Annotated in this window: 30 protein-coding genes; 18 read left to right on the top strand and 12 right to left on the bottom strand. The window is 63.7% G+C overall.

Annotated elements, in window-relative coordinates:
• Window positions 1-21: 21 nt before the first annotated feature.
• From AC1RWL_RS11515 to AC1RWL_RS11500, 4 genes are all read left to right on the top strand, one after another.
• Window positions 22-933, top strand: a complete 912-nt coding sequence (locus AC1RWL_RS11515; RefSeq protein WP_256115478.1) for an ABC transporter permease — start codon at window positions 22-24, stop codon at window positions 931-933.
• Window positions 926-1969: a quaternary amine ABC transporter ATP-binding protein gene (locus AC1RWL_RS11510; protein ID WP_256115477.1), complete on the top strand. Its 1044-nt coding sequence runs from the start codon at window positions 926-928 to the stop codon at window positions 1967-1969. Before AC1RWL_RS11515 ends, AC1RWL_RS11510 begins: the two co-directional genes overlap by 8 nt.
• A gap of 214 nt (window positions 1970-2183) precedes the next feature.
• Window positions 2184-3200: a betaine--homocysteine S-methyltransferase gene (gene bmt, locus AC1RWL_RS11505; RefSeq protein ID WP_439627650.1), complete on the top strand. Its 1017-nt coding sequence runs from the start codon at window positions 2184-2186 to the stop codon at window positions 3198-3200.
• 154 nt (window positions 3201-3354) lie between these two features.
• A complete protein-coding gene (locus AC1RWL_RS11500) occupies window positions 3355-3726 on the top strand; it encodes a DUF1330 domain-containing protein (RefSeq protein ID WP_493094700.1) in 372 nt (123 codons plus the stop codon).
• Here the strand turns inward: AC1RWL_RS11500 and AC1RWL_RS11495 are convergent.
• From AC1RWL_RS11495 to AC1RWL_RS11485, 3 genes are read right to left on the bottom strand one after another with little or no spacing between them, the layout of a single operon-like run.
• Complete coding sequence (locus AC1RWL_RS11495) at window positions 3723-4199, bottom strand: hypothetical protein (protein ID WP_493094701.1); 477 nt, start codon at window positions 4197-4199, stop codon at window positions 3723-3725. The two genes, AC1RWL_RS11500 and AC1RWL_RS11495, sit on opposite strands and share 4 nt — an antisense overlap.
• 53 nt (window positions 4200-4252) lie before the next feature.
• Window positions 4253-5386 carry an aminotransferase class I/II-fold pyridoxal phosphate-dependent enzyme gene (locus AC1RWL_RS11490; protein WP_493094702.1) on the bottom strand — a complete coding sequence of 378 codons (1134 nt, stop codon included), beginning with the start codon at window positions 5384-5386 and terminating at the stop codon, window positions 4253-4255.
• Complete coding sequence (locus AC1RWL_RS11485) at window positions 5383-6027, bottom strand: helix-turn-helix transcriptional regulator (RefSeq protein ID WP_493094703.1); 645 nt, start codon at window positions 6025-6027, stop codon at window positions 5383-5385. The genes AC1RWL_RS11490 and AC1RWL_RS11485 overlap by 4 nt, the downstream gene beginning before the upstream one ends.
• Before the next feature lie 127 nt (window positions 6028-6154).
• Here AC1RWL_RS11485 and AC1RWL_RS11480 point away from each other — a divergent pair, with 127 nt between their 5' ends.
• Window positions 6155-6502, top strand: a complete 348-nt coding sequence (locus AC1RWL_RS11480) for a hypothetical protein (protein ID WP_493094704.1) — start codon at window positions 6155-6157, stop codon at window positions 6500-6502.
• Here AC1RWL_RS11480 and AC1RWL_RS11475 read toward each other — a convergent pair.
• The 6 genes from AC1RWL_RS11475 to AC1RWL_RS11450 all read right to left on the bottom strand — a co-directional run bounded on the left by AC1RWL_RS11475 (window position 6487) and on the right by AC1RWL_RS11450 (window position 13572).
• Window positions 6487-7371: a LysR family transcriptional regulator gene (locus tag AC1RWL_RS11475; RefSeq protein ID WP_493094951.1), complete on the bottom strand. Its 885-nt coding sequence runs from the start codon at window positions 7369-7371 to the stop codon at window positions 6487-6489. The genes AC1RWL_RS11480 and AC1RWL_RS11475 overlap by 16 nt on opposite strands.
• Before the next feature lie 349 nt (window positions 7372-7720).
• The gene (locus AC1RWL_RS11470) at window positions 7721-9769 is read right to left on the bottom strand and encodes a vWA domain-containing protein (RefSeq protein ID WP_493094705.1); all 2049 of its coding nucleotides are present in this window, start codon (window positions 9767-9769) and stop codon (window positions 7721-7723) included.
• Window positions 9770-9783: 14 nt separating this feature from the next.
• Window positions 9784-10305: an RNA polymerase sigma factor gene (locus AC1RWL_RS11465; RefSeq protein WP_439627666.1), complete on the bottom strand. Its 522-nt coding sequence runs from the start codon at window positions 10303-10305 to the stop codon at window positions 9784-9786.
• Window positions 10306-10386: 81 nt separating this feature from the next.
• Window positions 10387-11079 (bottom strand): phosphodiester glycosidase family protein, encoded by a 693-nt coding sequence (locus tag AC1RWL_RS11460; RefSeq protein ID WP_493094706.1) that lies wholly within the window; start codon window positions 11077-11079, stop codon window positions 10387-10389.
• Between the two features lie 106 nt (window positions 11080-11185).
• Window positions 11186-11878 (bottom strand): ferredoxin, encoded by a 693-nt coding sequence (locus AC1RWL_RS11455; protein ID WP_493094707.1) that lies wholly within the window; start codon window positions 11876-11878, stop codon window positions 11186-11188.
• Between the two features lie 107 nt (window positions 11879-11985).
• Entirely contained in the window at window positions 11986-13572 is a 1587-nt protein-coding gene (locus tag AC1RWL_RS11450) for a trimethylamine methyltransferase family protein (protein ID WP_439618973.1), read from the bottom strand.
• A gap of 338 nt (window positions 13573-13910) precedes the next feature.
• Between AC1RWL_RS11450 and AC1RWL_RS11445 the strand changes: the two genes are divergently transcribed.
• Window positions 13911-14609: a corrinoid protein gene (locus tag AC1RWL_RS11445; protein ID WP_256115463.1), complete on the top strand. Its 699-nt coding sequence runs from the start codon at window positions 13911-13913 to the stop codon at window positions 14607-14609.
• Window positions 14610-14662: 53 nt separating this feature from the next.
• Here AC1RWL_RS11445 and AC1RWL_RS11440 read toward each other — a convergent pair whose 3' ends face one another.
• On the bottom strand, window positions 14663-14821 hold the full coding sequence (locus AC1RWL_RS11440; protein ID WP_256115462.1) for an entericidin domain-containing protein: 159 nt from the start codon (window positions 14819-14821) through the stop codon (window positions 14663-14665).
• Between the two features lie 17 nt (window positions 14822-14838).
• Between AC1RWL_RS11440 and AC1RWL_RS11435 the strand changes: the two genes are divergently transcribed.
• The 10 genes from AC1RWL_RS11435 to AC1RWL_RS11390 all read left to right on the top strand — a co-directional run bounded on the left by AC1RWL_RS11435 (window position 14839) and on the right by AC1RWL_RS11390 (window position 22946).
• Complete coding sequence (locus tag AC1RWL_RS11435) at window positions 14839-15480, top strand: DUF1638 domain-containing protein (protein WP_493094708.1); 642 nt, start codon at window positions 14839-14841, stop codon at window positions 15478-15480.
• A 97-nt stretch (window positions 15481-15577) separates the two neighbouring features.
• Window positions 15578-16360, top strand: a complete 783-nt coding sequence (locus AC1RWL_RS11430) for a formyl transferase (protein ID WP_493094709.1) — start codon at window positions 15578-15580, stop codon at window positions 16358-16360.
• Between the two features lie 200 nt (window positions 16361-16560).
• A complete protein-coding gene (locus tag AC1RWL_RS11425) occupies window positions 16561-16863 on the top strand; it encodes a virulence factor (RefSeq protein WP_493094710.1) in 303 nt (100 codons plus the stop codon).
• Entirely contained in the window at window positions 16856-17473 is a 618-nt protein-coding gene (locus tag AC1RWL_RS11420; RefSeq protein ID WP_493094711.1) for a methylenetetrahydrofolate reductase C-terminal domain-containing protein, read from the top strand. Before AC1RWL_RS11425 ends, AC1RWL_RS11420 begins: the two co-directional genes overlap by 8 nt.
• Window positions 17474-17476: 3 nt before the next feature.
• Window positions 17477-18571, top strand: coding sequence for a methylenetetrahydrofolate reductase (locus AC1RWL_RS11415; RefSeq protein WP_256115457.1), 1095 nt, complete (start codon window positions 17477-17479; stop codon window positions 18569-18571).
• 90 nt (window positions 18572-18661) lie between these two features.
• The gene (locus AC1RWL_RS11410) at window positions 18662-19624 is read left to right on the top strand and encodes a methyltetrahydrofolate cobalamin methyltransferase (protein WP_256115456.1); all 963 of its coding nucleotides are present in this window, start codon (window positions 18662-18664) and stop codon (window positions 19622-19624) included.
• A 1-nt stretch (window position 19625) separates the two neighbouring features.
• The gene (locus AC1RWL_RS11405; protein ID WP_256116164.1) at window positions 19626-19949 is read left to right on the top strand and encodes a hypothetical protein; all 324 of its coding nucleotides are present in this window, start codon (window positions 19626-19628) and stop codon (window positions 19947-19949) included.
• A gap of 33 nt (window positions 19950-19982) precedes the next feature.
• A complete protein-coding gene (locus AC1RWL_RS11400) occupies window positions 19983-22055 on the top strand; it encodes an ASKHA domain-containing protein (RefSeq protein WP_493094712.1) in 2073 nt (690 codons plus the stop codon).
• Window positions 22056-22218: 163 nt separating this feature from the next.
• A complete protein-coding gene (locus AC1RWL_RS11395; protein ID WP_493094713.1) occupies window positions 22219-22530 on the top strand; it encodes a hypothetical protein in 312 nt (103 codons plus the stop codon).
• A gap of 17 nt (window positions 22531-22547) precedes the next feature.
• A complete protein-coding gene (locus AC1RWL_RS11390; RefSeq protein WP_493094714.1) occupies window positions 22548-22946 on the top strand; it encodes a hypothetical protein in 399 nt (132 codons plus the stop codon).
• Between the two features lie 36 nt (window positions 22947-22982).
• Here the strand turns inward: AC1RWL_RS11390 and AC1RWL_RS11385 are convergent, their stop codons facing one another.
• Window positions 22983-23900 carry a LysR family transcriptional regulator gene (locus AC1RWL_RS11385; protein ID WP_256115450.1) on the bottom strand — a complete coding sequence of 306 codons (918 nt, stop codon included), beginning with the start codon at window positions 23898-23900 and terminating at the stop codon, window positions 22983-22985.
• 116 nt (window positions 23901-24016) lie between these two features.
• On the opposite strand from AC1RWL_RS11385, the gene AC1RWL_RS11380 reads away from it, so the two are divergent.
• Both AC1RWL_RS11380 and AC1RWL_RS11375 read left to right on the top strand, forming a co-directional pair.
• Window positions 24017-24235 carry a hypothetical protein gene (locus AC1RWL_RS11380; RefSeq protein ID WP_256115449.1) on the top strand — a complete coding sequence of 73 codons (219 nt, stop codon included), beginning with the start codon at window positions 24017-24019 and terminating at the stop codon, window positions 24233-24235.
• A gap of 106 nt (window positions 24236-24341) precedes the next feature.
• Window positions 24342-24539 (top strand): hypothetical protein, encoded by a 198-nt coding sequence (locus AC1RWL_RS11375; protein WP_256115448.1) that lies wholly within the window; start codon window positions 24342-24344, stop codon window positions 24537-24539.
• An 88-nt stretch (window positions 24540-24627) separates the two neighbouring features.
• Here the strand turns inward: AC1RWL_RS11375 and AC1RWL_RS11370 are convergent, their stop codons facing one another.
• Window positions 24628-25227: a GNAT family N-acetyltransferase gene (locus tag AC1RWL_RS11370; RefSeq protein ID WP_493094715.1), complete on the bottom strand. Its 600-nt coding sequence runs from the start codon at window positions 25225-25227 to the stop codon at window positions 24628-24630.
• Between the last annotated feature and the right edge of the window lie 202 nt (window positions 25228-25429).

Below are 25429 nucleotides of genomic sequence, written 5' to 3'. Positions count from 1 at the left end.
CGGTAGAAAGAGGGGAAAAGGATGGCAGGCATATGCGAATTGTTGCCAGGCTTTCTATGCAAGTTTCCGGCCTTCAGTGACGCCAGCGTCCGCGCGGCACGAAAAGTCATCGACGACGGCTTCAAGGGCCTCGTCAGAGAATATGTGAACATCATCGATGCAATGGTGCAGCCATTGCAGTGGTTCCTGAACTATCTCGAACGGCTGTTTGTCAGTTCACCCTGGCCGATCATCCTGATCATCATGGTGGCGATCGTCTATTTCGGCAGCCGCAACATGAAGATTACCATCGGCACCGCACTCTCGATGCTCGCCATCGGCCTTCTCGGCCTGTGGAACGACACGATGGTGACGCTCGCCATGGTGACGGTCTGTACGATGATCGCGATCATCGTCGGCATACCGATCGGCATCGTCATGGCGCGCTCCGACCGGGTGCAGTCCTTCGTCAACCCCGTGCTCGACGTGATGCAGACGATGCCGAGCTTCGTCTATCTCATTCCCGTCGTCATGATCTTCGGCATTGGCAAGGTGCCCGGGCTGATCGCGGTCGTCATCTATGCGGTGCCGCCGATGATCCGCCTTACCAACCTGGGCATCCGGCTCGTCGACAAGGAAGTGCTGGAGGCGGCGGATGCCTTCGGTTCCTCCGGCTGGCAGAAGCTCAAGAACGTGCAGATGCCGCTCGCACTTCCCACCATCATGGCCGGCATCAACCAGACCATCATGATGTCGCTCGCCATGGTGGTCGTCGCCTCGATGGTCGGTGTGGGCGGTCTCGGCAAGAACGTGCTGCAGGCCATCAACAACCAGTTCTTCACGGTCGGGTTCCTCAACGGGTTCGCGCTCGTGGCCATCGCCATCATTTTCGACCGTACGAGCCAGGCCTATGGCAGACGGCTGCAGAAGCATTCGGAGGTAATTCATGGTTAGTCATGCAATCGAGGTCCGCAATCTCTACAAGATCTTCGGACCCCGCGGCGGCGACTATGTCGATGCAGTCAAGAAGGGTCTCGGCAAGGCGGAACTGAACCAGAAATACGGCCATGTGCTGGGCCTGCGCGACATCAACATCTCGATGCCTGCGGGCGGCATCATGGTGGTGATGGGCCTCTCCGGCTCCGGCAAGTCGACGCTGATCCGCCACATCAACCGGCTGATCGACCCGACCGCCGGCGAAGTGCTCTACGATGGCGTCGACGTCTGCAAGATGAGCGAGAACGATCTTCGCGAATTCCGCCGCCACAAGACGGCGATGGTGTTCCAGAAGTTCGCGCTGCTGCCGCACCGCACGGTTCTGGAAAACACCGTCTACGGCCTGGAAATCCAGGGCGTCGGCGCCGCGGATCGTGAAAAGCGTGCCAAGCAGTGGATCGAGCGCGTCGGCCTTGCCGGCTTCGAGAACCACTACCCGAACCAGCTTTCGGGCGGCATGCAGCAGCGCGTGGGCCTTGCCCGTGCGCTGACCAACGATGCCGACATCCTCCTGATGGACGAAGCCTATTCGGCGCTCGACCCTCTGATCCGCGTCGACATGCAGACCGTTCTTCTCGATCTCCAGAAGGAGCTTCGCAAGACCGTCGTCTTCATCACGCACGATCTCGACGAGGCGCTGCGCCTCGGCGACAAGATCGCCATCCTGCGCGACGGCCTGGTCGTGCAGCAGGGCACGGGCCAGGAAATTGTGCTGAACCCGGCCGACGAATACATCACCGCCTTCGTCAAGGAAGTGAATCGCGGCCGCGTGGTGAATGTCGAGACGATCATGGCGCCGCTGTCCGGCAACCCGGAAGGCATGCCGATCGTCAAGGGCACCGTGCTGGAAGTCGCGGCCCGCGCCATGACCGCCGTCAACCAGACGCTGGCCCATGTCGTCGACGAATCCGGCAAGCCGATCGGCGCCCTCAGCCTCAGCGCCATCATCTCCAGCATGGTGACGCCGACGAGCCACGAGGCGAAGGCGGCCTGAAGCACGCCCTCTCCTCCGTCATCCTCGGGCTTGACCCGAGGATCCACATCCGCGGCGTGCCGGTGGATGGATGGTCGGGTCAAGCCCGACCATGACGAGGGGAGGTATTGTTTTTTGAGCGCCCTCGCGGGCGCTCTTTTCTTTTACCGATGGCACACGATTGCAATCACATAAAGAAATCTTTATATGATGCGAGAAACAGAAGGATATGCCGATGACCGCGACGAACCCCCTTGCTGAGCTGCTTGCCGAAAAGCCCTTCCTGCTTGCCGATGGCGCAACCGGGACCTCGCTCTTCGCCATGGGCCTCGAAGCCGGGGAAGCGCCGGAGCTTTGGAACGAGGCGAAGCCGGAAAACATCACCAAGCTCCACCAGGACTTCGTCGATGCCGGCGCGGACATCATCCTCACCAACACGTTTGGCGGCACGCGCCATCGCCTGAAGCTGCACCATGCGCAGGACCGCGTCTTCGACCTCAACAAGAAGGCCGCCGAGATCGCCCGCGCCGTCGCCGACAAGGCCGATCGCAAGGTCATCGTCGCCGGCTCCGTCGGCCCGACGGGGGAACTGCTCGTGCCGCTCGGCGCGATGACCTATGACGACGCCGTCGCCGCCTTCGTCGAGCAGATCGAGGGCCTGAAGGCCGGCGGCGCCGATGTTGCCTGGATCGAGACGATGTCGTCGCCGGAAGAAATCCGTGCCGCTGCCGAAGGTGCCGCCAAGGTCGGCTTGCCCTTCGTCTATACCGGCTCGTTCGACACTGCCGGCAAGACCATGATGGGCCTGCACCCGCGGGACATCCACGGCGTTGCCGGCGATATCGGCGAAGGCCCGCTCGCGGTCGGCGCGAACTGCGGCGTCGGCGCGTCCGATATCCTCTCCTCGCTGCTCGACATGACCGGCGCCGACCCGTCGGCGACCGTGGTCGTCAAGGGCAATTGCGGCATCCCGGAATATCGCGGCGCGGAAATCTACTATTCCGGCACACCGCCGCTGATGGCCGAATATGCGCGCCTCGCCCGCGATGCAGGCGCGCGCATCATCGGCGGCTGCTGCGGCACCTCCTGCGAGCACCTCGCCGCCATGCGCGTGGCGCTCGACGCCCACGAGCCGCGCGAACGCCCGGCGCTTGCGACGATCATCGAGCGGATCGGCCCGCTGCGCAACAAGACCGCCGACGAAAGCGCCGCCCAGCCGGCCCGCGAACGCAGCAGCCGCCGCCGCGGCTGAGCCTTTTCGATGGATCCTGCATCAGCCGCCCCGGCCAGCGCCGCGGGCGGCTTTTTGTCGACATAGGGGCGGCCATTACCTGCAAGGTAATCGATCCGCCGCATCCGACCGCTTAGGTTGCCTGTCAACGAAACCCGTTCACAGGAGAAACCCGATGACCACCTACGCCCTCGCCCACCTGCACAATGTCACGATGGGTCCGCAGATTGTCGCCTATCTGGAGGCGATCGACGCCACGATGGCGCCCTTCGGCGGCAAGTTCGTGATCCATGGCGACGGCAACAAGCGCGTGCTGGAAGGCAGCTTCCCCGGCGACGTGATCATGCTGTCCTTCCCGACGCGCAAGGACGCCGAGGGCTGGTACGCCTCGGAGGCCTATCGCGCGATCCTGCCGCTGCGCACGCTGAATTCGGTCGGCGACGTGCTGCTGATCGACGGCGTCGACGATGATCATAAAGCGACTGACATTCTGAAGAAGGAACCCGCTTCCAGCAGCACAGCAATTGGTGAGGGAGAACCCCATTAATTCATAATGATGCTGGTTCCGTCGTCATAGGTGAAAGATCGATGACATACCCACGCCTCCAGCTCCTTGGCCGGAATCGCCAGGAGCCTCTCTCGATAGGCTCTGTGCTTTACCGCGATGCGGAGTTTTGTGGGGACCGTAGCGGTAATCGACTGGTTCGAAAGCGATATTCCGACACCGTAAACGCCGTCCTCGGGCAACGCAAATTGGAACGTGCCGTTGAATTGCGTTACCGCACCGGGCCGCACCTTCATATCCCGGACGAAGGAAGAATCCGGATTTATTGTCACCCAGACATCTGCATAGACTTGGCCGGAAGAATCCCTTCCAAGCACCTTGTCGACAATCCGCAGCACCGGCACATGGCGCCCGACGCCGCATCGCTTAAATTCCTTGGCTGACGCAGATGAGAGCAACCCCAAGAGCGCGAGCAAAACAATAGCTGATGAGAGGAAACATGCTTTTGTGGCCAATCCCTGCCTCCATTTGGGCTGTGGCGAAGCTTATCCTGCGGTAACTGCCGCACTCAAGCCCCCGCTAGAAACGCCCGCCAAGCGTCAAGCCCCGCATCGATGTTGCGCCGCCCGACGCCGACGCGAAAGCGATCCATCGGTACGGGCAGGAGGTCGGAGACGTAGAGGGTGGAGGGCAGGAGAAGCACACCCTTCTCTTCAACCAGCCTCCGGCAATGTTCCTCCACGCCGTCCTTGCCGAGATAACGCGGAAAGGCGACGCAGCCGCCGTCCGGCGCAGCCCAGTCGTAGAGATGCGGAAAATCGGCAAAGAAGGCGCCGATCTTGACCATGTTTTCCGCGCAGAGCGCGCGGTTGCGGGCGAAAATCGTCTTGCGCGCCTTGATCGCGATGCCGGCCAGCACCTCGGAAGGCCGCGCATTGCAGATAGAGAGGTAGTGTTTCATTTTCTCCATGCGCGACAGCAGCGCGTGATCGCGGCAGGCGATCCAGCCGATGCGCAGGCCCGGCAGGCCATAGGCCTTCGACATCACGTTGAGCGAAATGCCCTTGTCGAACAGGTCCGCCGCCTGCGGCAGGCGCTTTTCCGCATCGATCTCCAGCCCGCGATAGACCTCGTCGGAGAAGAGATGGATGCCGCGCTCGGCGCAGAGGTCGGCGAGGTCGCGGAAAATGTCCCGGTCGGCAATGGCGCCGGTGGGATTGTTCGGGAAATTGACGGCGATGAGCCTGGTTTCCGGCCTCAGCGCCGCCCGCACCTCGTCGAGATCGAGCTGCCAGCGGTTCTCCGGCCGCAGCGCCACGCCGGTGACATTGCCGGTGATCGTCACCGGCATGGTCTCCATCGACTGGTAGTTCGGCACGGTGACGATGGCGTGGTCGCCCGGCGAAAGCAAAGCCAGCATGGCACAGTAAAGCCCCTCCTCCGCCCCGGCGAAGGTCAGGATATCGGCGCCCGAAAGCGTATCGTAAGTGGTGGCGATGGTGTCGCGCAGCGCCGGTGCGCCCCAGGTCTCCGTATAACCGAGCGAGACGCGCTCCCACGCCTCTCGGTCTTCCGGGCCGGCGAGAGCCAGCAGTTCGGACATGGTCATCGTCTCGGCATCGCTCGCCGTCATGTGGTGGCGCGCCTTGAACTCCCAGCGCGAAAAATGGGTTTCGAGGCGGAAATCCGGCAGCGTGGTCATGGTGTCCTGTCTTTCTGGCTGCGCCGGGCATCGGCGAGATAATTGTAGATCGAGGCGCGCGAGGCGCCGAGGAGCGAGGCCAGGTGATCGACAGCGTTGCGCGTCTGGAACAGGCCGCGGCTGTCGAGGGCCGCGACGAGCGCCACGCGGTCGCCTTTCTTGAGCGCCGTCAGCGCCAGGCCGCGGGTGCGCAGCCAGTCGTGCAGCGCCGTGTTGATCTCCTCCCGCCAGTCGCCGGCAAAAAGCGAGGGCGGGCGTGGCGAGACGGCACCGGTGAAGGCGGCGAGAAGTTTTGCGGCCGCGTCGAAATGCGAAACATCCATGTTGATGCAGAGGAGGCCGATCGCCTGGCCGTGATCGTCCTTCAGCACGGCCGTCACCGATTTCAGCCGCCGCCCGTCCTCGCCGGTCTTTTCATAGGGGCCGTAGACGCCCGCTACCCCCGCCCCTTCCAGCGCGTCCTCGACGAGCGATTCCACGCCCGCCTTGCGGCCGGAAAAGGCATTCCAGATGCCGGCGATCAGGCCCGTTTCGAGATCGTGCAGCACGATCTCGGCATGCGGATAGAACAGGGTCGAGATGGCCGCAGCCGTGGCAGTGTGCTGGCGAAGCAGCGTATCGGCGTTTGATGATTCGAACATGGCGGCAAACAATCCGATCGTGGATATTTTGTCAATATTGGATTTTTCATCCAAACATACCCGACAGGCTTGCGACCGGTTTTTCGGCGGCCTATCCAGAGGCGACACGATTCTCTGGGGGATGACGATGAGCGCGGACCTTGCAGCCTTTCCGGACCGGCAGACCGTCGCCGACAAGCTTGCGGCGCTGGGCGAGGCCGACCAGGCCTATTTCCGCCTGCTGATGGAAAATGCCAAGCAGGACGAGAACCTGCTGGAAGGGCTGGCGCTGCATCTCGACCGCGCCGCAGACGCCCGTTTCCTCAATGCGCTGAAGCTGGAAAAGCTCGGCGAATGGCTTGGAACCGTAGCCCCGGCGCGCCTGCAAGTGCGGCTCACCGAAACCGCCCGCTCCAGCCAGCATGCCGCCTATGCCGCCTTCCGCGCCGGGCTCACCCGCTCCGGCGGCCTGGAACGGGCCTATCCGAAAGCCTGATCTGCCGCGGCCGCGACCGGACCGAAGGATTTGCGCAGCATATCCGCCATGCCGTCGATCGCCGGCCCGCCGCGCCGCGGATTGCGCTTCAGCACGACACGCGAGGAATCGATCTGCGGAAAGCCATCCACAATGGTGAGTTCGCGTGCGCCAGGCGGGATATTGCTGCGCGACAGCGGCGCGATGGTAAGGCCGCTCGCGACGGCGGAGCGCAGGCCCCCGCTCGTATCGCAGGTATAGGCGATGCGGTACGGGATCGTGTGGCGCTCCAACGAGCGGAGCGCAAAATCCCGGCACCAGCTCGACCGCCAGTAGACGGCGACCGGCACCGGGCGCTCCAGATGCCGGTTATGTGCCACCGCGCCCACCCAGACGGTCGGGTCGATCGCCAGAAGCTCGCCGGAAACCCCGTCGCACCAGTCGAAGATGATGGCGAGGTCGAGTTCGTCCGCCTCCAGCGCCGCCAGTTGCTGGGAGGTGTAGCCGCAGAGCACCGTCACCTCGATATTCGGGTGGATTTCCGCGAAGGCGGCGAGCGCATTGGGCAGGACCGTCTGGTTGTATTCTTCCGGTATGCCAACCCGCACCGGCCCGTCGAGCGGCGCCGTGCGCATCGCCGCCGTCGTCTCGTCGACCAGGCCGACGATGCGCCGCGCATAGGGCAACAGCCGCTTGCCCTCCATCGTCAGCGCAACACCGCGCGGGCCACGCTCGAAAAGCGTCGCGCCGACCGATTCCTCCAGCTTGCGCACCTGCATGCTGATGGCCGATTGCGTGCGCGCGAGCCGTTCGGCCGCATGGGTGACATTGCCGGCCTGGGCCACGGCGACGAAAATTCTGAGCAGATCGCTTTCGAGAGGAGGATACATGGCGCCATCGCTTTTTCTGATGCCAGCCATAATCGCTATTCGTTTGTGAAATGTCTACCGCTTTGCTTGGCTCTGTCCGGAAATGGAAGGGCAAGGGCGATGAGCATTTTCCGAAGATGGATGAAGACGCTGAGAATGGCGGTGGCGCGGCGACGTCAGGCCCGGGCGGAACGGGAGGCGTTCCAATTGATTCTCGCGCGCGGAGACGACCACCTGTTGCGTGACATTGGCTTGACGCTGCACGAGGCACAAACGATCGACCCTTCCCGCCTGGGGAAGGGTCGAAACGATACGGGGAACGGCCGGAGGGACTAAAGGCGGTCATTCCCCGCCATCGAGAGGAAGGACGTTATTGCGCCTTCTCCCCCGAAAGACCGCCGGCAAGCTGCACGAGCTTCAGGAATTCCGCCCGGTAACCGAACGGGTCTTCGCCCTTGGCCGCCTGCGCAAGCCCGAGGATCGAGCCGTAGGCGTAATCCTGGAGGGCGGAGACGCCCTTCAGCTTCTGCCCGAATGCCGCGACGGCGACCGAGAAGCGCACATCCGTGGTGGCCGCGTTCACATCGGCGACCGCATTGGCATCCGTCACCGGCATGGTGACGAGTTCACTCGTGTCGCTGTCCGGCTTCTTCCAGCGCATCTTGAGGAAGGCCAGCTCCGAACTGCCGGCGACCGGCGTCGCGGCCGCCTGCTCGTTGCCATAGCGCAGCGCATCGTTCAGCACGGCGGGGCTGCCCTTCGGCGTCACCTCGTAGATCGCGGTCACCCGGTGGCCGGAGCCGATATCGCCGGCATCCACCTTGTCGTTGTTGAAATCCTCGCGGTTGAGCACGCGGGTCTCGTAGCCGACCAGCCGATATTCGGCGATGCGCGCCGGGTTGAACTCGATCTGGAACTTGACGTCCTTGGCGATCGGGAAGAGCGAGGACCCCGCCTCCTCCACCAGCGTCTTCTGGGCTTCCGCGAGCGTGTCGATATAAGCGGCGGTGCCGTTGCCGTTCTGCGCCAGCGTCTGCATCATGCCGTCATTATAGTTGCCGTGGCCGAAACCCAGCACCGACAGGAAGATGCCGCTCTTGCGACGCTCCTCGATGATGCGCTTCAGGTCCTCGTCGCTCGCCGGGCCGACATTGAAGTCACCGTCCGTCGCCAGCATGACGCGGTTGACGCCATCCTTCTTGAAGGCCTTCTGCGCCAGCCGGTAGGCCGCCTCGATGCCCTCCGCGCCGGCCGTCGAGCCGCCCGGCTGGAGATTGTCGATGGCCGACAGGATCTTGTCGCGCTCCTTCGCCTCCGTCGGCTCCAGCACCACGCCGGCATTGCCGGCATAGGTGACGATCGAGACCGTATCCTTATCCTTCAGCTTGCCGACGAGCAGGCGGAAGGCGCTCTTCAGCAGCGGCAGCTTGTCGGCTTCGTCCATCGAGCCGGACACGTCGATGAGGAAGACGAGGTTGGCGGAAGGCTGCGCCGTCGCCACCGTCTCGAAGCCCTTGATACCGACATGGAGAAGCTGCGTGTCCTTGTTCCACGGCGTCGGCATGACGGTGACGGTGGCGTTGAACGGCTTGTCCGCCGTCTCCGGCCCCTTCCAGTCATAGGGGAAATAGTTGACCATCTCCTCGACGCGCACGGACTCCTGGTCCGGCAGGCTGCCGCCGAGCAGCGCGCTGCGCACATAGGAATAGGACGCCGTATCGACATCCGCCGAGAAGGTCGAGACCGGATCGGTCGCAACGCTCTTCACCGGGTTCGGATCGGCGGAGGCGAAGCGCTCGCGGTCTTCCGCCGGCATCGGCATGGCAATGCCATCCGCAACGATGGAGGGCTGCGCGATCGACCGGCTCAGCACGTCGACATTGGCGGCACCGCCGAGCGCGAAGGATTCCGGCGCGGCCGCTGCCGCCTCCTTCTCCTCGCGCAGTTCGGCGACCGGCGCCTGCTCGGTGGCGAGCGTGCTGGTGGCCTGGGCCGTGTCGGCAGCCGTGGCCGCGGCGCCGTTTTCTGCAGTGGCCTCAAGTTCACCCTGAACCTTCTTGGCTTCCTGCTTGCGAAGGCGCACGTCCTGATCCACGGGCTTTGCCGCAATCTCCGTCTCGGTGGTGAGCGGCACGGTGCCGTTGCGCACCATTTCATAGGTGACGAGGCCGGCGACGGGCACGACGAGAAGCGTGGCAAGGGCCGAGCCGGCGAGAAGTCTGCGGTTCATGATAGGGCTCCAAATTCGGTTGAACATGGAGCTTCGACGCCCGCCACCGGCAGAACCTTGGGGGGCGGTCACATTTTTTTCCGCATCGTCGAAAGCCTGCATGGCGGAGGCGAACGCGCGGGCGCGGGCCTCCGCATCCGGAGCCGGCGGTCTGCGGCGGGCGAGTTTGTCGAGGTCGAGGTCGGTCATCGTCTATCCTTCCGTCACGCAGCCGCATCGCGCAAAAGCACCTTCAGGCGCTTGCGGGCCTCGTGCACATGCCAGGAAATCGTCGTTTCGGCGCAGCCGAGCACGTCTGCCGCGGCGGCATGGCTCAATCCTTCGCCGTAGATCAGCAGCACGGCGTCGCGCTGCTTGTCGGGAAGCTGGCGCACGGCGTGCCATAGCTCTTCGCTGCCATCGTCGTCAGGCCGGCTGTCGAGTACCGCCTGTTCGCGCAGATAGGCCGCATCGCGCCATTCGGCCCGGCGGCGCTTGCGCATCTGGTCGCGCGCAGCATTCAGCGTCACCGTATAGAGCCAGGTGCCGAAGCGGCTGGCGCCCTTGAAACCGCGGATCGCGGCGGCGAGGCGTATGCACACCTCCTGCGCCACGTCCTCGGCATCCTGCCGGTCGCCGCACCATCGCCAGGCGACGGCATGGATGAAATCATAGCGGCCTTCGACAAGCGCGGCGAAAGCCTGCCTGTCGCCCAAAGCCGCCTTTTCGACGAGTTCTGTTTCCACGGGTCCATCCCGATTCCGGTGCACTATCCTTTCAGACGTGCGTCAAGCGGCAATCCTTGGGTGGCGGCGCAAGATTTTTTCTCAGCCCGGCAGATTTTTTACGACGGCGATGATCGTGCCCATCACGGCACGCCGGTCGTGACGCCGGATTTCCGGGGAATAGAGGCTGGAAATGCTGCCGTCGAGGAAGAGCGCATTCCTGCATTGCAGGCGATCGCGAAACAACGTCGCGAAATCGTGGAAGCGCACCGGATTCTTCGAAATCGCAAAGGCAACGCGGCCGTCCGGCAGGATGCCGACGCCGTTGCGGATCTGGAAACTCGTGCCGTCCGCCAGGAATTTCGGGTGGATATTCCCCTCCACCACCAGCATCGGCCCGGATTGCGTCGCCTCCTGCGGAGAAAGCCCGGCCTTCAGGTAAGCCTCCGTCTCCATCACGCCGGCCTTCCCCTCGCCCACCCAGAAAACGCCGTTCGGCTTCAGGAAGAAATTGCCGAAGGCATCGTCGCGATTCAGCGCACCGGTCTCACGGCCATGCTCCACCAGAAGCCCGACCGGCCCATAATCCGGATGATACATGCCGCCATTCATGGCGAAGCTCATGTGCTGCCGATTGCGCAGGAGATGCGTGTTCAGCTGGTCATAACTCGCCCCGCGCTTGCCGAGCGTCGCCGCGCCATAGAGGCGGATCGCCTCCTTGGCCGGGTCGAAGGTGCAGACGGTGTAGCGGCCGGAGAGGTGTTCGATCTCGGCGCATTTCGGCGGTTCGGCCATGGCGGTGCTCCGCAAGACGAAAGCGGCAAACAGGGTGAAAAGAAACAGAATTGCGCGCATAAGCTACTGGCTCGGATGGCAATGCGGCGAATTTAGCAGCGAACACTCAAAGCGACAGCGCCGCCATGTGGAAACGAAGCTGGGCGTCATCGTAACGGTAGCTAGCACCGACGGGACAGGCGGCGCGGGCGAGACAGCCGGAGACCATGCACCCGCCCTGTCCTTGCGGCGAGCGCAGATGGCTGCGGCAGGCCGGCACGTCAAAGGCCTCCGGCCGCACGGCGCCGGCGGGACAGGTTGTTAGACAAGGCTTGTCAGGACAGTGGTCGCAGGGATGCGGCGCCCTCGATGCCGGTACATCCTCGATCGGCTCCGCAAAACCGAACGCACCACGATAGCCATGCCAGAGGCCGTAGACGGGGTGGATGAGGATGCCGAGTGGCGAGGCCTTCAGGCCTTCCGCGCGCATCGCCCATTGCTGGAAGGGTTGCCAGGGTGGGTCGGAAGGGAACCAGCTGGTCGCATCGGCAGAATCGGCAACGTTGCGGATGACAGCCTTCGACCAGCTGTCGAGCGGGTCGTCGCCACCGCGGTCGGGCTGCTCCTCCCGCCAGCGGGAAAAGGCCAGCCAGATCGAGCTGCCGACATTGCCGACGAGTACGACGCTGGCAGCGGGGCGACCATCCATCAATGCCGGCGCCGCCTCGACTTCCCCGAAATTCACGACACCGCGCAAAAAAAGACCGTGCGGCGCAAGCGCCGCACGGATGGTGTCGAGATCGGGGCGACGCGCCCTCACCGGGTCACGTCCCCTTTAAGTTCATAATGCGGACGCCAGACCTCTTTTTGAATCATGTCGGCCACCCGCGTCGCTCCGCCTTGCTCCCTGGCGCGATCGGGACCCTTTCAGGTGAAGGCGTCCGGCATGGAGTTCTTGCGCTCGGCAACGTAGGCAAGCAACGCATCGTCGATCGCCGGGTCGAGATAGGGCGCCTCGTAGCTTTCGAGCCAGGTACGGCAAAGCGCGTTGGCCCGCTCCTCGATGCGCTTCTGGCCCTCGATTTCCCACTGCTCGAACGAATTGTTGTCGGCGAGCGGCGAGCGGTAGAAGGCGGTCTGGAAGTTGGCCTGGGTGTGGGCGCAGCCGAGATAGTGGCTGCCGGGACCGACTTCGCGGATGGCATCGAGCGCCTGCGCGTTTTCGGAAAGGTCCACGCCCTCGGCCAGCTTCTGCATCATGCCGAGCTGGTCCTGGTCGATCATGAACTTCTCATAGGACGAAACGAGGCCGCCCTCGAGCCAGCCCGCCGCATGCAGCACGAAATTCGTGCCGGCGAGCAGCGTCATGTTGATGGTGTTGGCCGATTCGTGCGCCGCCTGTGCATCCGGAACCTTGGAGCCGCAGAGCGAGCCGCCGGTGCGGAACGGAATGCCGAGACGGCGGGCAAGCTGGGCCGCACCGTAGGAAACCAGCGACGGCTCCGGCGAACCAAAGGTCGGCGCGCCCGACTGCATGGAGATCGAGGCCGCGAACGTGCCGAACAGCACCGGCGCGCCCTTGCGGATGAGCTGGGTGAAGGAGGCGCCGGCCAGAACTTCGGCAAGGATCTGCGTCAGCGTGCCGGCGACCGTGACCGGGCTCATGGCGCCCGACAGGATGAACGGCGAGACGACGCAGGCCTGATTGTGACGGGCATAGACCTTCAGCGCGCCCACCATGGTTTCGTCGAAAACCATCGGCGAGTTGGCATTGATAAGGTTCAGCGTGACGCAATTGTTCTCGACGAACTCGTCGCCGAAGACGAGCTTCGCCATGGCGATCGTGTCTTCCGCGCGCTCAGGCGCGGTGACCGAGCCCATGAACGGCTTGTCGGAATATTTGATATGGCTGTAGACCATGTCGAGGTGACGCTTGTTCACCGGCACGTCCACCGGCTCGCAGACCGTACCGCCCGACGAATGCATCGACGGCGCGAGATAGGCGAGCTTCACGAAGTTGCGGAAGTCCTCGATCGTCGCATAACGACGGTTGCCTTCGAGGTCGCGCACGAACGGAGGGCCGTAGACCGGCGCGAAGACGGTGGCCTTGCCGCCGATCTGGACATTGCGCTCGGGATTGCGGGCATGCCAGGTGAACTGCGACGGCGCGGTCTTCAGGAGCTCGCGGCAGAGGCCCTTGGGGAAATGCACGCGCTCGCCGCGCACGTCGGCGCCGGCTTCCTTCCACAGCGCCAGCGCTTCCGGGTCCTCGCGGAATTCGATGCCGATCTCTTCCAGCACGCGATCGGCATTGTTCTCGATCAGCTGCAGGCCTTCTTCGTCGAGGACCTCGTATTCCTTGATCTTGCGGGTGATGTAGGGCAGCGACGGGCCTGGACCGCCACCCGTGCGCGATGCACGCCGCGCGGCGGCACCACGTCCCTCACCACGCGAACGGCGGCCGCCGCCTTCGCTTGCGCCCTCGGCTGCCACCTGCTGGATTTCCTCGCTCATGATCCGTCTTTCCTTGTTATCGCGGCGCATCGCGACGCCTCTTTTCCTATGCTAGCAAGCCGCCGGGGCGGGACGGTTCTCAATGCGCCAAGCCGTGGCGCACGCTGGATACCGGCTTGGCGCGGACTATAGCGGGAATGCCACGGCGATCGTAGCGCCATTCGCTTGTTTGCGCTGTCAATTCACGGCTTTGCGGGCTATGGATGGAACAAGAGTTCGGCGGGTCGCTTTTCACTGTATGCGACGTCGCTTTCAATATCAGGTTCGCGCAACAGGCAGGATATTTCTGTGTAACGGGCCTGCTGCGTGGCAAGCGCCAATGGAGACGAGGAAACACCATGGCTGACGACGATATCATTCTCGCCGACCTTTCCGACGAAGAGCTCGTGCAGCAGATGCACGACGACCTCTACGACGGCCTGAAGGAGGAAATCGAAGAGGGCACGAACATCCTGCTCGAACGCGGCTGGGCACCCTACGACATCCTCACTCAGGCGCTCGTCGAAGGCATGCGCATCGTCGGCGTCGACTTCCGCGACGGCATCCTGTTCGTGCCGGAAGTGCTGCTCTCCGCCAATGCGATGAAGGCCGGCATGTTCATCCTGCGTCCGCTTCTCGCCGCCACCGGCGCGCCGAAGCAGGGCAAGATGGTCATCGGCACCGTCAAGGGCGACATCCACGACATCGGCAAGAACCTCGTCGGCATGATGATGGAAGGGGCTGGCTTCGACGTCGTCGACCTCGGCATCAACAACCCTGTCGAAAACTACCTGGAAGCCATCGAGCGCGAACAGCCGGACATCCTCGGCATGTCGGCGCTGTTGACGACCACCATGCCTTACATGAAGGTCGTCATCGACACGATGAAGGAAAAGGGCCTGCGCGACGACTACGTCGTTCTCGTCGGCGGCGCGCCGCTGAACGAGGAATTCGGCAAGGCCGTCGGTGCGGACGCCTATTGCCGCGACGCGGCCGTGGCGGTCGAAACGGCCAAGGAATTCATGAAGCGCAAGCACAACATGCTGGCTGGCGCCTGAAACCCGAATTGCGACGGCGCCGGTCTTGAATCGGCGCCATTCGCTCACGACGTTTAGTTTGCGGCGTTGTCGATGTCGTTGCCGGCGGCCTGCGTCGCATCCACGGCATTGGCCGTATCCCGTCCCATGCCGCGAATGGTGTTGCCGCAGGCGCTGAGTGCCAGGAGTGCGGCGAGAACGATGCTGATGCGGGTCAGGTGTGTCCCAGTCATGGTCGGAGTCCCTCTACATGGATGCGGTTGACGTAGAACTTCAGCTCGGAAGTCCGAGCGATGAACGCACGAAAGCCGAAAAGGTTCGCGTGATCGCCTGCGGCGCCATCGCGCGCGAAGTTCTGGCCATCCGCGATGCCAACGGGCTCGACCATATCGACCTTCTCTGTCTGCCAGCCATCTGGCATGCCCACCCCGAAAAAATCGCCCCCGGCGTCGAAAAGGCCGTCGAGGAAGCCCGCGCGGCCGGTTTCGAGCGCGTCTTCGTCGGTTATGCCGATTGCGGCACCGGCGGCCTGCTCGACAAAGTCTGTGAAAGGCTGGGCGTCGAGCGCATCGCCGGCCCGCACTGTTATTCCTTCTTCGCAGGCAACGAGGCCTTTGCGGCGGCGGAGGACGACGTCACCGCCTTCTTCCTCACGGACTTCCTCGCCCGCCAGTTCCGCGCCTTCGTCATCGAGCCGCTCGGGCTCGATCGCTATCCGCAGCTGAAGGACATGTATTTCGGCAATTACACCAAGCTCGTCTATCTCTCGCAGGTCGAGGACGAAGGCTTGCAGAAGAAGGCGCAGGAGGCCGCCGACTACCTCGGCCTAGCCTACGAATACCGCTTCACCGGCTATGGCGATCTCGGCGCCGAGTTACTGCGCGCCCGCTAACCAATCCTTAGCCCTGCCGGGCAAATCCGCCGCCGCGGTTACCGCTTCCTAAGCCCTCGCGAGGATGATGCCGCCCAAACGAAGGCGGGGCTTGGGCATGACGGAACGCGAAACACGGACGGAAGCGGTGGCGATGCTCATCCAGCCCGGTCCCAACCCGGAAATCGTCGTCAATTTCGTGAAGGCCGCCTTCCCGAACCTCGTGGTGATCGAGGAACAGCCTGAATCGAAAAAGCTCTTCATCCGCCGGCGTGCGAAAAAGCTCGGCTGGGTGCAGGCGCTCGGCCAGCTCGCCACCATGATGGTCTCCAAATTCGGCAAACGCTTCACCACCGCCCGCGCTCAGGAAATCCTTGAAGAGTTCGGTGTAAGCACGGCTATCGACTCGCGAATCCGCCGTGTCGCAGTTCCGTCTGCCAACAGCCCGGAACTCTTGAAGGCCGTCAGCGAGATCAAGCCGGCCGCATTGCTTCTCGTCAGCTGCCGCATGATGAAGGCGGAGACGCTTGCCGCCATTTCCTGCCCCGTGCTCAATTTCCATGCCGGAATCAACCCGCAATATCGCGGCCTGCAGGGCGGCTACTGGTCGCGCATCCAGTCCGACGAGGCGAATTTCGGGGCGACCGTGCACCTCGTCGATCCCGGCGTGGACACCGGCGACGTGCTCTACCAGCAGCGGACGAAACCTTCCAAACGCGACACGATGCACACCTATCCGCTGCTCCAGACCGCGGCCTCCACGGGCATCGTCGTGCAGGCATTGCACGACGCCGTCGCCGGCAAGCTCAAGCCTTTGAAAATAGCGGCGCCCTCGCGGCAATGGTATCATCCGCCGATCTGGACCTGGCTCTGGAACGGCGTGACCCGCGGCATCTGGTAAAACCTCTGGACAGTCGAATCCGACGTCGTTTTTGAGCATGGGGCAGTCGTGGCGAAAGAAGCCCGCGACGCGGCCAGACCGCATTGTCAGCGCTAGAGCAATCCGGGGAAAACTGTGCGACGGTTTTTCGTCCGGAGTTGCGAAAAATATGAGGAAGAGCGTTTTCGCGACCCGAAGAAACGCTCTGGGAGAATTTCGACATGGCAGACCGCATCATCGTCTACTGGCGCGACATCCCCGCCCAGGTCATCATCAAGAAGGGCCGCGCGACGGCCAAGCGCGAACTGTCGCTGCGCTTCACCGAGGCGATCGACATGTGCGCCATGCGCACCGGCGCCGCCGAGACCGACGATTACCTCGCCGAATGGCGCAAGGCCGATCCGGTGCCCGTCTCCGACGACCTCGAAGCCGAAGCCGACAAGGCCGCGGCCGAATTCGAGGAGGCCTATGACCGCGAGCGCCTCGTCGCGCTCGTCAAAGCCGGAGGCCGTGAAAATGGCTGAATCAAAGTCGGGGGCTGATCCAAAACCGGGGGCTGATCCGAAACCCGGCAACGCCGCGCCCGCCAAGAAGGCTGCCACCGGCGCCTTCACGCCGGCCGGCGTGTCGCCGAGCCGCCGTGCACGGCGCAAATACACGGTCCGCCTCTGGGCCGTGCGCAATTCCCGCTTCCTGGAATGGTTCTACCACCGCTTCGCCGATCTCTTCCTGCTGCTGCACCCGGTCTGGAAACTCTTCGGCTACCAGCGCGTTGAGCGTCCGATCACCTTCGTCGAAAAACATGTGAAGGGTTTCCTCTTCGACTGTCGCATGTGCGGCCAGTGCGCGCTGTCGTCTACAGGCATGTCCTGCCCGATGAACTGTCCCAAGCAGCTTCGCAACGGGCCGTGCGGCGGCGTTCGCGCCAATGGCAATTGCGAAGTGGAACCGGATATGCCCTGCGTCTGGGTCCAGGCGTGGAAGGGCTCGCAGAACATGGTGAAGGGGAATGCCATCATGAACGTGCAGAAGCCGGTGAACCAGTCGCTGCGCGAGACATCCTCGTGGCTGCGCGTCACCGCCGAAGCCGCCGCCGCCAAGGAAGCCGCTGCCGCAGCCGGAAAGGACGCCTGATCCATGGCGCATATCGACGAAAATCCGCTCGGCCCCCACCTGCCGCTCGATCCGCTGCCCGGCCACTCCTCGCTCGGTCGGCTGGAGCGCGTGCTGCGCCGCGGCGAATTCGCGGTCACCACCGAACTCAACCCGCCCGACAGCGCCAATCCGGAAGACGTCTATGAGCGCGCCGCGATCTTCGACGGCTGGGTGGACGGCATCAACGCGGTCGATGCGTCGGGCGCCAACTGCCACATGTCCTCCGTCGGCATCTGCGCGCTTTTGACCCGCATGGGCTATGCGCCGATCATGCAGATCGCCTGCCGCGACAAGAACCGCATCGCCATCCAGGGCGACGTCCTCGGCGGCGCCGCCATGGGGGTCACCAATATGATGTGCCTGACCGGCGACGGCGTGCAGGCCGGCGACCAGCCGGGCGCCAAGCCCGTCTTCGACCTCGATTGCATGTCGCTGCTCGAAACCGTGCGCATCATGCGCGACAACGGAAAATTCCTGTCCGGCCGCAAGCTGACGACGCCGCCGAAGGTTTTCCTGGGTGCTGCGATCAACCCCTTCGCCCCGCCCTACGATTTCCGCCCCTACCGGCTTGGCAAGAAGATCGAGGCGGGCGCGCAGTTCGTCCAGAGCCAGTATTGCTTCGACGTGCCGATGTTCCGGGAATACATGAAGAAGGTGCGCGATCTCGGCCTGCACGAAAAATGCTTCATCCTCGTCGGCGTCGGCCCGATGGCGTCGGCCAAGACCGCCAAGTGGATCCGCTCCAACGTGCCCGGCATCCATATTCCGGATTCCATCGTTGCACGGCTCGAAGGCGCACAGGACCAGAAGAAGGAAGGCAAGCAGCTCTGCATCGACATCATCAACGAGGTGAAGGAGATCGAGGGCGTTTCCGGCGTGCACGTCATGGCCTACCGCCAGGAAGAATATGTCGCAGAGATCGTGCATGATTCCGGCGTGCTGAAGGGCCGCCAGCCCTGGAAGCGCGAGCCGAACCCGGTCGACCAGATGGTGGCCGAGCGCATCGAGAGAACTCGCGAGGGCGTCGAACAGAACCAGCAGCAGATGGCGGAAATCGCCTCCCATCACCCCCATTGACCGCGGGCCGGTCGCCACCGGCCGGCACGCTTGTAACACGAAAAATCGCGCGCTAGACGTGGTCGAGCGCCCTGCCCCAGAGGATCCTATATGACACGCACCATCGTCGCCTCGGCCACCCGCGAAATCATCATCGGTTTCGACCAGCCCTTCTGCGTCATCGGCGAACGCATCAACCCGACGGGCCGCAAGAAGCTGGCCGCGGAAATGGCCGCCGGCAACTTCGAGACGGTCATCAAGGATGCGCTGGAACAGGTCGCTGCGGGCGCCACCATGCTCGACATCAATGCGGGCGTCACCTCCGTCAACCCGAACGAAACCGAGCCGGGCCTGCTGGTCCAGACGCTGGAAATCGTCCAGGGCCTCGTCGATATCCCGCTCGCAATCGACAGCTCCGTCACGGCCGCGATCGAAGCGGCGCTGAAGGTCGCCAAGGGCCGCCCGCTGGTGAACTCCGTCACCGGCGAGGAAGAAAAGCTCGAAGCCATCCTGCCGCTCGTTAAGAAGTACGACGTGCCGGTCGTCGCGATCTCGAACGACGAGACCGGCATCTCCATGGACCCGGACGTGCGCTTCGCCGTCGCCAAGAAGATCGTCGAGCGCGCCATGGACCACGGCATCAAGCCGCATGACATCGTCGTCGACCCGCTCGTCATGCCGATCGGCGCGCTGGGCGATGCCGGCCGCCAGGTCTTCCAGCTGCTCTATCGCCTGCGCAACGAACTGAAGGTCAACACGACCTGCGGCCTTTCCAACATCTCCTTCGGCCTGCCGCACCGCCACGGCATCAATGCCGGCTTTATCCCGATGGTCATCGGCGCCGGCATGACGTCGGCCATCATGAACCCCTGCCGTCCGCAGGAAATGGAAGCCGTGCGCGCCGCCAACGTGCTGAACGGCACCGACCCGAACTGCACCAACTGGATCATGACCTACCGCGACCACAAGCCGGCCGAAGGCGGCGCAGTGGCTGCCGCCGCTTCAGGCCAAGCCGCCGGTGGCCGCCGCGGCGGTCGTGCAGCCCGCGCCGGTGCCGGCGCGGTGCGTGAATAGGATGGCAGGCGGGCGCCAGTTTCGTCGCGATGCCTTCAGCCTCTGGCTGGAGGCGCCGCTCGTCATCGCCATGCGCTGCCACGAGATGGGCTTTGCGGCGCTGACGGGATCGACACAGAACACCGCGGAAATGACCAAGATGGTCACCGAAAAAATGGCTGCCACGGCGGAGAGCGTCGTGGCGGCCAATTTTGCTGTTGCAAAGGCCATGATGACGGCCGCGTCGCCCTCCGCCACGGCCCGCGCCGTCTCCGAGGCCGCGATAAAACCCTATGGCAAGCGGGTGCGGCGCAACGTAAAGCGCCTTGCCGCCAAGAAACGCTGACGGGCATTTTTTGCCCACAGGAAAGTACGACTGATGCGCTACGAAGGTGAGACCGAGACCAACATGACCGAAGCTTCGGCAAAAGAACCGCTGGTCCTCTTCATGCCCTCGGGCAAACGCGGCCGTTTCCCGGTCGGCACGCCCGTGCTCGAAGCCGCGCGCAAACTCGGCGTCTATGTCGAGAGCGTGTGCGGCGGGCGCGCGACCTGCGGGCGCTGTCAGATCGAGGTGCAGGAAGGCAATTTCGCCAAGCACAAGATCGTCTCCTCGCTCGACCACATTTCCGAAAAAGGGCCGAAGGAAGAGCGCTACGAAAAGATCCGCGGCCTGCCGGATGGCCGCCGCCTCTCCTGCTCCGCCCAGATCCTCGGCGACCTCGTCGTCGACGTGCCGCAGGACACGGTGATCAACGCACAGGTCGTGCGCAAGGCCGCCTCGGACCGAGTCATCGAGCGCAATGCCGCGATCCAGCTATGTTATGTCGAGGTGGACGAGCCCGACATGCACAAACCGCTCGGCGATCTCGACCGTCTCAAGGTGATGCTCGAAAAGGACTGGGGCTGGAAGGATCTCCTGATCGCGCCGCACCTCATTCCGCAGGTCCAGTCGATCCTGCGCAAGGGCAACTGGGGCGTCACCGCCGCCATCCACCGCGACATGGATTCATCGCGCCCCTTCATCGTCGGCCTGTGGCCGGGCCTCAAGAACGAGGCCTACGGTGTTGCCTGCGACATCGGCTCGACGACCATAGCCATGCATCTCGTCTCGCTGCTCTCCGGCCGCATCGTCGCCTCCTCCGGCACGTCCAACCCGCAGATCCGCTTCGGCGAAGACCTGATGAGCCGCGTCTCCTATGTCATGATGAACCCGGACGGCCGGGAAGCCATGACCAAGGCGGTGCGCGAAGCCGTCAACGGGCTGATCGGCAAGGTTTGCGCCGAGGGCGAGGTCGATCGGCACGACATCCTCGACATGGTTTTTGTCGCCAACCCCATCATGCACCACCTGTTCCTCGGCATCGACCCGACGGAACTCGGCCAGGCGCCCTTCGCGCTCGCCGTCTCGGGCGCCCTGCAATACTGGGCGCACGAGCTGGAGATCGACGTCAACCGCGGCGCCCGGCTCTACACGCTGCCCTGCATCGCCGGCCATGTCGGCGCGGATGCGGCGGGCGCGACGCTGGCCGAAGGTCCGTACCGGCAGGATCGCATGATGCTGCTCGTCGACGTCGGCACCAATGCGGAAATTGTGCTCGGCAACCGCCAGCGCGTCGTCGCCGCCTCTTCCCCGACAGGCCCTGCCTTCGAGGGCGCCGAAATCTCCTCCGGCCAGCGCGCCGCCCCCGGTGCGATCGAGCGCGTTCGCATCGACCCGCTGACACTGGAGCCGAAATTCCGCGTCATCGGCGTGGAAAAATGGTCGGACGAAGACGGTTTTGCCGAAGCCGCCGCCAGCGTCGGCGTCACCGGCATCTGCGGCTCGGCGATCATTGAGGTCGTGGCCGAAATGTACCTCTCCGGCCTCATCTCGGAAGACGGCGTGGTCGATGGGGCGATGGCGGAGAGGAGCCCCCGCATCCTCCAGAACGGCCGTACCTTCTCCTACCTGCTGCACGACGGCGAGCAGCGCATCACGGTGACGCAGAACGACATCCGCGCCATCCAACTCGCCAAGTCCGCGCTCTATGCCGGCATCAAGCTGCTGATGGAAAAGCAGGGCGTCGACCATGTCGATACGATCCGCTTCGCCGGCGCCTTCGGCTCCTTCATCGATCCGAAATACGCCATGGTGCTCGGCCTCATTCCCGATTGCGACCTCAACGAGGTAAAGGCGGTCGGCAATGCCGCCGGCACGGGCGCGCTCATGGCGCTGCTCAACCGCGACCATCGCCGCGAGATCGAGCAAACGGTCAACCGCATCGAGAAGATCGAGACCGCGCTGGAGCCGAACTTCCAGCAGCTCTTCGTCAATGCCATGGCGCTGCCGAACAAGGTCGATCCCTTCCCGGAACTCGCCAAGGTCGTGACGCTGCCCGAGCGCAAGGCGCCTGCCGACGATGGCGGCGGCGACGGTGGCGGACGCCGCAGGCGCCGCAGCCGCGAGTAAGGGGCGGCCGCAGTTACCATACGGATAAACCACCTCCAAAAAATTCCGTTTTGTTTTCTGCGGTTTATCGGCATGGTGGGAGAATAGGATGGGGTCGTGGCGCGTTGATGGTGCAGCGATCCGCGCGCCCCTCTGCTCCCCTCCCGCTCAAGAAAGTCCCGCCATGCTTTTTGCCCGCCTTGCAGCGCTCACCCTGATGCTTCTTTCCACCAGCGGCCTGACGGTGCACGCCCAGGAAGACTATCCCTTCACCGGCGAATGGGAATGCGACGGCGCGCCCTTCGTCTTCACCTCGACGACCTACAGCATCGGCGACGACACCTATAACGTCCAGGAGGTACAGGAGGGAACGGACGGCTCCTACTCGCTCTTCCTGTCGGACGAGGTCTATATCTACCTTTCCGGCATCACGGCGGACACGCTCGACTTCTCCTCCTCTGAAAGCGACCGCACGCTTAGCTGCCGCCGCTACTGATGTTGAAAGATATTTTGATGAACCGCGCCCGCATTCTCGCCTTCGCTCTTTCGTTCGCCATCACCTCACCCGCCCTCGCCGACACCTATGCGGCGATCAGCAAGACGGCGATGGCGATCACCGGCGACATCGAGTTCGACGACTTCGGCATCACCTTCGAAAACGGCAAGCAGATCGTGTTCGACGAGCTTGTCGGCGATACGTTCGTGGTGGGCGGAGAGACGGTGAATGGCTCGGTCTACAGCGTCTCCGAGCCGAAGGATCCGGTGCTGCTGAATGGCAACCGCCTGTGCGGCGCACCCGTCACCTATGTCGCCTCCTGGGGCGATGCCGACACGACGACGGTGGCCGTCTTCTCGACGCAGGACGTGCCGCAGAGCGACGCGGACATGTGCGCGTCCTATACCTACGAATAACGGGCAAGGCCGGGCTCACGCCCGGCCCGCCAAGCTTCAGCATGCGACCTGCAGAATCTCCATCGGCCGGCGCTCGATGCGGGCGAAGGCGGCGCGGATATAGTCCGCCACGGCCAAAGCCGGCGTATCGGCTTCCTCGTTGACGACGAGGCCGATCAGGTAATGGCCGAGATCCGGCAGGCCATCCTTCGGGCTGAGCGCCACCATGTCGTCGCCGACCAGAAAGCGTGCCAGCGGAGCCACGGCAAGGTCGGCACGGATCGCGGCACGCTGGCCCATATGGTGGGCGCAGAAATAGGCGACGCGGAAATCGCGGCCCGAACGGCTCAGTTCCTCCAGCGCCCGCTCGCGCCAGATGCAGCCCTCTTCCCAGACGGAGACCGGCAGCGGGTTCTTCAGATGCGCGTTGCCGCAGCTCTTGCCGGCCCAGACGAGCTGTTCCTTCAGGAGGATTTCGCCGGGGATCGGGATCGTGCCGTCGGTGGCGTTGAAGATTGCAAGGTCGAGCCGGCGCTCGGCGACGGCCCGGCGCAGGCGGCCGCTCGTCTCGATCGACACATTGACCGCGATCGACGGATAGGTCTCGGCAAAACGCTTCAGCACTTCCGGCAGGATGAGCTCGCCGACATCGTCGGGCGCGCCCAGCCGAACGACGCCGTTCATCTCCGGCATCATGAAACGTGACACGGCCTCGTTGCTGAGCGCGATCAGCCGGCGCGCATAGGACAGCAGCACCTCGCCATGATGCGTCAGCACGACCGAGCGCGCATCGCGCCGGAACAGCGAGCAGCCGAGCAGTTCTTCCAGCTTCTTGATCTGCATGGAGACGGCGGACGGCGTGCGGTGCACCGTCTCGGCCGCGGTGGTGAAGTTGCCGGTCTCGGCGATCGCCACGAAGGTCTTGAGAATGTCGAGCTCCAAGAGGGGGAGCGTCTGGCGCATCAGCAGGTTCATGCTTGCCTCCATGGATCAGAATTTCTGAAGCATAACGTCACTTCATTTCGTTTGATTGAAAACCGAGACGGGCGGATAGTCAACCTATCAGAACGGAGAACAGAAGGAAAAACGCCATGAAAACGCAGAAATCGTACGCTGACGGCGCCGATCTCGCCGTTCGTGCCCGCGGAAACGGATTTTACTATGCAATACGGCGCTTCGTAGGCGACGCCATCGAAGCCCGCCGCCGGCGCAACGTTGCCCGTCACACGGCCGATGAACTCGCCCAGTTGCCGGACTACCTGCAGCAGGACATCAACTGGCCTGGCATCATCAAACATGAAGAACGCTGATCTATCCAATCAAATATATTCGTTTGATTGATGCATAAGGTTGCGACATAGTCACGATCAAGGTCGCGACCTTTCGAAACCTCCCAAGCTCGAAAGGAACCCTGAAATGGCACTTGCATTGGAACATCGCCCGGTACGGCGCGCCTCTGGCGCCCATCACGCCGGCAGCCTGTCTTATACCCTACGCCACATCGCCGAACGGATCGTCTCCGCCTGGGAGCGTCACCGCGCCGAACGCGAACTGGAAAGCATGCCTTACGACCTGCGCAAGGACATCGGCTTCCGTTCGAAGAACACGCGATGATGAATGACTGTTGCGGCGCACCGCCGAAAGAAGACGACGCCAAAAGCCGCCGGAGCTGACCCTCAAAAGTCTCTCCGGCGGTTTTCGTTTATGCCCGGATGATCGGCACCACGGGAGCTGCGGTCTCCGGCAGGATGCCCGCCAGCCGCGGGTCGTCGAAAACCTCGACCTGGCGCTTCACCGGCGTGAAGCCCGAGCGGATGTAGAAATTCAGCGCCTGCGGCGAATCGAGCGTGCAGGTGTGCACCCAGAAGCGTTGCAATGCCTCCCGCGACCAGGCGCGCGCGATCGCCCTGTTCATCAGCCAGCGGCCCGTGCCCCCACCTATCGTCGTCGGCGTCAGGCCGAAGAAGGCGAGCTCGCAGACCCCCTCCTCGCGAAAATCGAGTTCCAGCAGCCCCTCGGCCCGGCCCTCTTTCATTACGCCATAGACCTCGACATCGGGATGATGGAGGACCGCCGTGAGATCGGCATCGGCCATGGCGAGGCGCGAGGCCCAGAGCCATTCGGTGCCGATGCGGCTGTAGAGGTCGCGATACCAGGCGAGATCAGGCGTCGCCATGCGGTCAAGCGTGACGCCGGGCTGCTCGGGATCGTCGCGCCGGGCCGGCGGCGCCCGCATTTCGAGACAGGTCACCACGGCGGCAAGTTTTCCCGCCGGTACATCCGAATATCCGTCTGGCAGCATCGATCATTCCCTCACAAATCCGCGACCGTATGTGGCCGGAGCGCGCCCGCTTGTCAAACCGGAACCGCCGGATTTCATGCCGCAAAAACCGCCTGTCGCAATCGGACAATGCTTTTGGCCGGGTCGCAAATGTGCAAGTGCGAAGGAAATGTCATAATTCCGCCGGAAGGCACTGACATTCCAGTGATGCGCGGCCTGTTTC

Source organism: Shinella sp. GW821-FHT10F02 (assembly GCF_058809275.1).
The sequence above is the reverse complement of the archived record's forward strand: the minus strand, read 5'-3'. Positions and strand labels throughout refer to the sequence as shown.